The sequence below is a fragment of the Candidatus Methylomirabilota bacterium genome (assembly GCA_036005065.1).
Lineage (GTDB): Bacteria > Methylomirabilota > Methylomirabilia > Rokubacteriales > DASRDR01 > DASYQW01.
The window spans coordinates 1-4,360 of record DASYQW010000275.1 but is presented as its reverse complement, the minus strand read 5'-3'; the positions used below and the strand labels follow the sequence as shown (position 1 = coordinate 4,360).

Annotated in this window: 5 protein-coding genes; all 5 read right to left on the bottom strand. The window is 71.4% G+C overall.

The window, feature by feature from the left end; translation table 11 throughout:
• On the bottom strand, window positions 1-633 hold a 633-nt coding region (locus VGW35_19005; protein HEV8309756.1), incomplete at its 3' end, for a hypothetical protein.
• A gap of 164 nt (window positions 634-797) precedes the next feature.
• Window positions 798-1,721 (bottom strand): Gfo/Idh/MocA family oxidoreductase, encoded by a 924-nt coding sequence (locus VGW35_19000; GenBank protein HEV8309755.1) that lies wholly within the window; start codon window positions 1,719-1,721, stop codon window positions 798-800.
• Window positions 1,718-2,548 carry a UDP-2,3-diacylglucosamine diphosphatase LpxI gene (gene lpxI / locus VGW35_18995; protein ID HEV8309754.1) on the bottom strand — a complete coding sequence of 277 codons (831 nt, stop codon included), beginning with the start codon at window positions 2,546-2,548 and terminating at the stop codon, window positions 1,718-1,720. The genes VGW35_19000 and lpxI overlap by 4 nt, the downstream gene beginning before the upstream one ends.
• Window positions 2,545-3,810: an acyl-ACP--UDP-N-acetylglucosamine O-acyltransferase gene (gene lpxA / locus VGW35_18990; protein ID HEV8309753.1), complete on the bottom strand. Its 1,266-nt coding sequence runs from the start codon at window positions 3,808-3,810 to the stop codon at window positions 2,545-2,547. Before lpxA ends, lpxI begins: the two co-directional genes overlap by 4 nt.
• Window positions 3,811-4,360: OmpH family outer membrane protein (locus VGW35_18985; GenBank protein ID HEV8309752.1), on the bottom strand; the 550-nt coding region annotated here is incomplete at its 5' end. It lies immediately after the preceding gene.

Genomic DNA, 4,360 nt, shown 5'->3' with positions numbered 1-4,360 from the left:
CCCTTCGGGGTCGAAGAAGAGCGGTCCCATCTGCTGGCCGGTCCCGCTCTCGAGGCCGCGCGGGCCGACGTCGGCCAGGCGCTGATCGAGATTCCTCAGGGACTCGGCCAGGGTGGGCCGGGCGCTGGCGCCCCCGGCGCGTGAGCCTTCCTCGCCGGGAGCCGGCTGGTTGAGGCCGCCCGGAAGGCGGAGCCCTTCCGCTCGCCGGACCTCGGCGCCCGTCCCGGTGGCCGGGGCCGGCGAAGAAGCGGCGGCTGGCGCTGGAGTCGGGGGCGCCGACGGAAGCGCGTTGGGCTTGCCTTTCGGGACCTTCGTGAGGTCGTCCTCCCGCCTCAGCTCGAGCACCTTCGCGCGGTCGGCCGAGGGGGGCCCGATGCTGATCCGGTCCTTGGGCCGCGCCTGAAGCGCGGGCGGCGTGGGGACGGGAGCGGGGCTCCGGTGCGCCGGCGGCGGAGCGAGTTGCCGCAGCAACTCACGGGAGGGCATGAAGATATGTTCCTTGACGGGCCCGAAGCTCGCCGTCGAGTCCTTGGCCTTCTCTCGGGTCGCCACTCGGTTGATGAGCGCCATCATGATCATCAGGTGCACGATCGCGGACATCAGGAAGCCTTGGCGCTGGTCGAAGCGGCCCACGGCTTACCTCAGTCCCCCAAGCCGACAACAAACCATAGCATGAATCACGCCAAAACGGGTCCGACGCTACTAGATGTCGCGGGGCCTGGCCCCGGTCTCACAAGATCTGGGATGCCGTCCGAACTAAAACTCGGCGAGGCCGAAGACGGCCCACGTATTCTACGCTATTCCGTCATGCGTCCGAGAACGGTGTGGGCCAGGGCCAGCGCTCGCAGGCCGTCGGCGCCCGTCACCGCCGGCGCCGTTCGCTCCCGGACCGCCGCCACGAAGGCGGCCAGTTGTCGCTTGAGCGGCTCCTCGTTGGGGGCCGCGGTTCGCTCGGTTGTGATCTCCGGTCCATCCTTCCCTTGGATCAGACGATAAACCTGAGCGGATCGAGCCGCGAAATCCACTGAGATGTATGTTTTCGGGGAAAATACCCGGAACTTCCGCACCTTCTCGGCCGAGACGCGGCTGGCCGTCAGGTTTGCGATGAGGCCAGACGCGAAGCGGAGGCGGACATTGGCGATGTCCACCTTCGAGGTGAGCACGGGCACCCCTACCGCGTCGACCTGGACCGCCCCCGAGCCGTCCAGGCAGAGCACGATGTCCAGGTCGTGGATCATCAGGTCGAGGACCACGTCGACGTCGAGGCTGCGGGGGGAGAACGGGCTGAGGCGGTGGACCTCGATGAACCGCGGCTGGAGGACGGCCTGGCGCAGCACGTCGACCGCCGGGTTGAACCGCTCGATGTGCCCGACCTGCAGGATCGCTCCCTTCTCGCTGGCCAGGCCGATCAGGTCCTGCGCCTCCTCCAAACGCGCCGTCATCGGCTTCTCGACGAGGACGTCGCGGCCCGCCTCGAGCAGCGTCCGGGCCACGCGGTGATGGTCCACCGTGGGGACCGCAACGGAGATTGCCTCGGCCGCCTCTGCCAGTTCCCCCAACCGAGCGAATGCCGGCACGCCATGGCGGGCCGCAACCTCGGCCGCACGCGACGGGTCCGCGTCGTAGATGCCGGCGAGCGCCGCTCCCGGCAGGTCCGCGTACACCCTTGCGTGGTGCTGGCCGAGGGCCCCGACGCCGACGACGCCCACGCGGACGGTCACTCGTCCTCCAGCGCCTCGGGACCGATCCCCCAGAGGGCGATGCCCCCCTCGTCGGCCGCGGCGACGAGGGCCGCGCGGTCGAGAAGGAGCGTCCGGCCCGCCTCCACCGCCAGGACGCGCGCCCCCGCCTCGCGCATGGCCTCGAGCGTCCGCGAGCCGACCACGGGCACGTCGAACCGCATGTCCTGGCTGGGCTTGGCCAGCTTCACGACAGTCGTGCCCGCCCCCGCGAGCCGTCCGGCCCGGCGGATCACCTCGTCGGTTCCCTCCATGGCCTCCAGGGCCACCGCCGCCCGGTCCTTGATGACGACGGTCTGGCCGAGGTCCAGGGCCGAGAGCGCGCGGGCCACCCTGACGCCGTACGCGATGTCCTTGCGCTCGTCGCCGCCGGGCTTCCGCCCGCTCATCGCGCCGGCCGTCGCCATCTGGTCGTCGAGCAGGGCCGTCGACGGGAGCAGCGTGATGCCCTCCCGCGAGAGCGCGTCGGCGACTCCCCCGATGAGGCTGTCCGTGTTCTTCACCGCGAGCCGTACCAGGACGCCGGCCAGCTTCAGGTCGGGGACGATGCCGGAGAAGATACGGCGGTGCTGGACCTGTCCCGCCATCACGGCCTCGCTCACGCCGCCCGCCTTGAGGGCCTCGATGCACCGGCCGAGCTGGCCGAGGCCGACCCAGTGGATCTCATCGACGCTGCCGGCCAGCTCCGGCGAGGCTTCCTCCTTGACCGCCACCGCCACCACGCGCCGCCCCGCCCGCCGGGCGGCGGCGGCCACCAGGAAGGGAAACCGCCCGTTGCCGGCGATCAGCCCGAGCGGCGGAGCGCTCACGCTTCTTCGGACACCCGGTGGCGGATGTGGCGCTTCAGGATCACGCCGCGCCGCGCCCCCCGGATGAACTCGACCAGCCCGAGCACCTCGGGATGCGGCGATCCCTCCGCCTCCAGCCGCGCCACCGCTTCGCTGGTGTTCAGGCGGCTCTGGACGAGCACGCGGAAGGCCCGGCGGATCGCGGCGATGGTCTCGGCCGGGAAGCCGCGGCGCGTGAGCCCGATCGTGTTCACGCCGTAGATGCAGGCGCGGTTGCCCACCGTCTTGGAGTAGGGCAGCACGTCCTTGGTGGCCACGGTGTAGCCGCCCACGAAAGAGTGGGTCCCTACCCGGCAGAACTGGTGCACGCCGGAGTAGGCCCCGATCGTGGCCCAGTCCGCCACCTCCACGTGCCCGGCCAGGGTGGCTCCGTTGGCGAAGATGGTGTGGTCGCCGACGAGGCAGTCGTGGGCCACGTGCGCGTAGGCCATGAACAGGTTGTCGGAGCCGATGCGGGTCAGCCCTCCCCCGCCGGCGGTGCCCGGCTGGATGGTCACGAACTCGCGCACCGCGTTGCGGTCCCCGATGACGAGCCGGGTGTGCTCCCCGTGGTACTTCTTGTCCTGGGGGGCGAGGCCGACCGAGCAGAAGGGATAGAGGTGGTTGTCGGCCCCGAGCTCCGTGTCGCCGTCCACGACGACGTGGGACGCGAGGATCGTGCGCGCGCCGATGCGCACGCGCGGCCCCACGACCGCGTACGGCCCGACCTGCACCCCCGGACCCAGCACCGCGCCGGGCGCGACCCGGGCGGTGGGATCGACGTCGGGCGGCTCCAGTGAGGCCACGCGCAGGAGCAGGTTGGCCTCGGCGACCCGGTTCTCTCCCGACTTCACGTCGCCGCGTATGCGGCAGAGCGGCCCCCGCCGCCGGAGCACGGTGATCTCGAGCCGGAGCTGATCCCCGGGCAGGACCGGGCGCCGGAACTTGGCCTGGTCGATGCCGACCACGTGGACCTCGAGGCCGCGCGGGTCCGGCGCGTTGTTCAGCAGCCAGATCCCCGCCGCCTGGGCCAGACTCTCCATGAGCAGCACACCCGGCATGACCGGGGCGCCAGGGAAGTGGCCCTCGAAGAACTCCTCCGAGCCGGTGACGTTCTTGATCGCCACCAGCCGCCCGCCGGGATCGTGCTCCACGACCCGGTCCACCAGCACGAACGGGTACTGGGTGGGAATCTGGCGGACCAGGCCGGCGACGTCGATCGCGGGGGCGGCGGCCGGCTCCACCTACGGCTGTGGGCTCGGGGTCGGGGTCGGCGTCGGCTTGGGCGCCGGCGCGGTGGGCGGCGGCGTGCCCGCGGGGGGCGCGGCGGCGGCGGGCTTGGGGGCGGCGGGTTTCGCGGCCTGGGCGGCGCGCTCGGCGGCGTCGGCCTTGGTGATCACGTCGCGCGAGATGTCGAACTCCCGGTTCAGCGTCAACGCGACCTGGCTCGTGAGGATGATGTCGATCCCCTTCTCCTTGGCCACGGCATCGATGTGGGGCTTGATCTTCTGCTGGAACTCGTTGTTCAGGCCCTGGGCCTTCTGCTCGGCCTGTTCCCGCATGCGCTGCAGCTCCTGCTGGCCGTCCTCGACGTACGCCTGGCGATCGCGGGTCTTCTTCACGATGTCCTGGCGCTTGCGCTCGGCCGCCTCCGGGCTCAGCACCGCCGCCTGCTTGTCGAGCTCGTCCTGGAGCGCCTTGATGGCGGCGTCCATCTTGGCCAGCTCGGCCTGCTTCTTGGTGCCCTCGGTCTGGATCTCCCTCTCGAGGCCCTGGATCTGGGCCGCGTAGCCC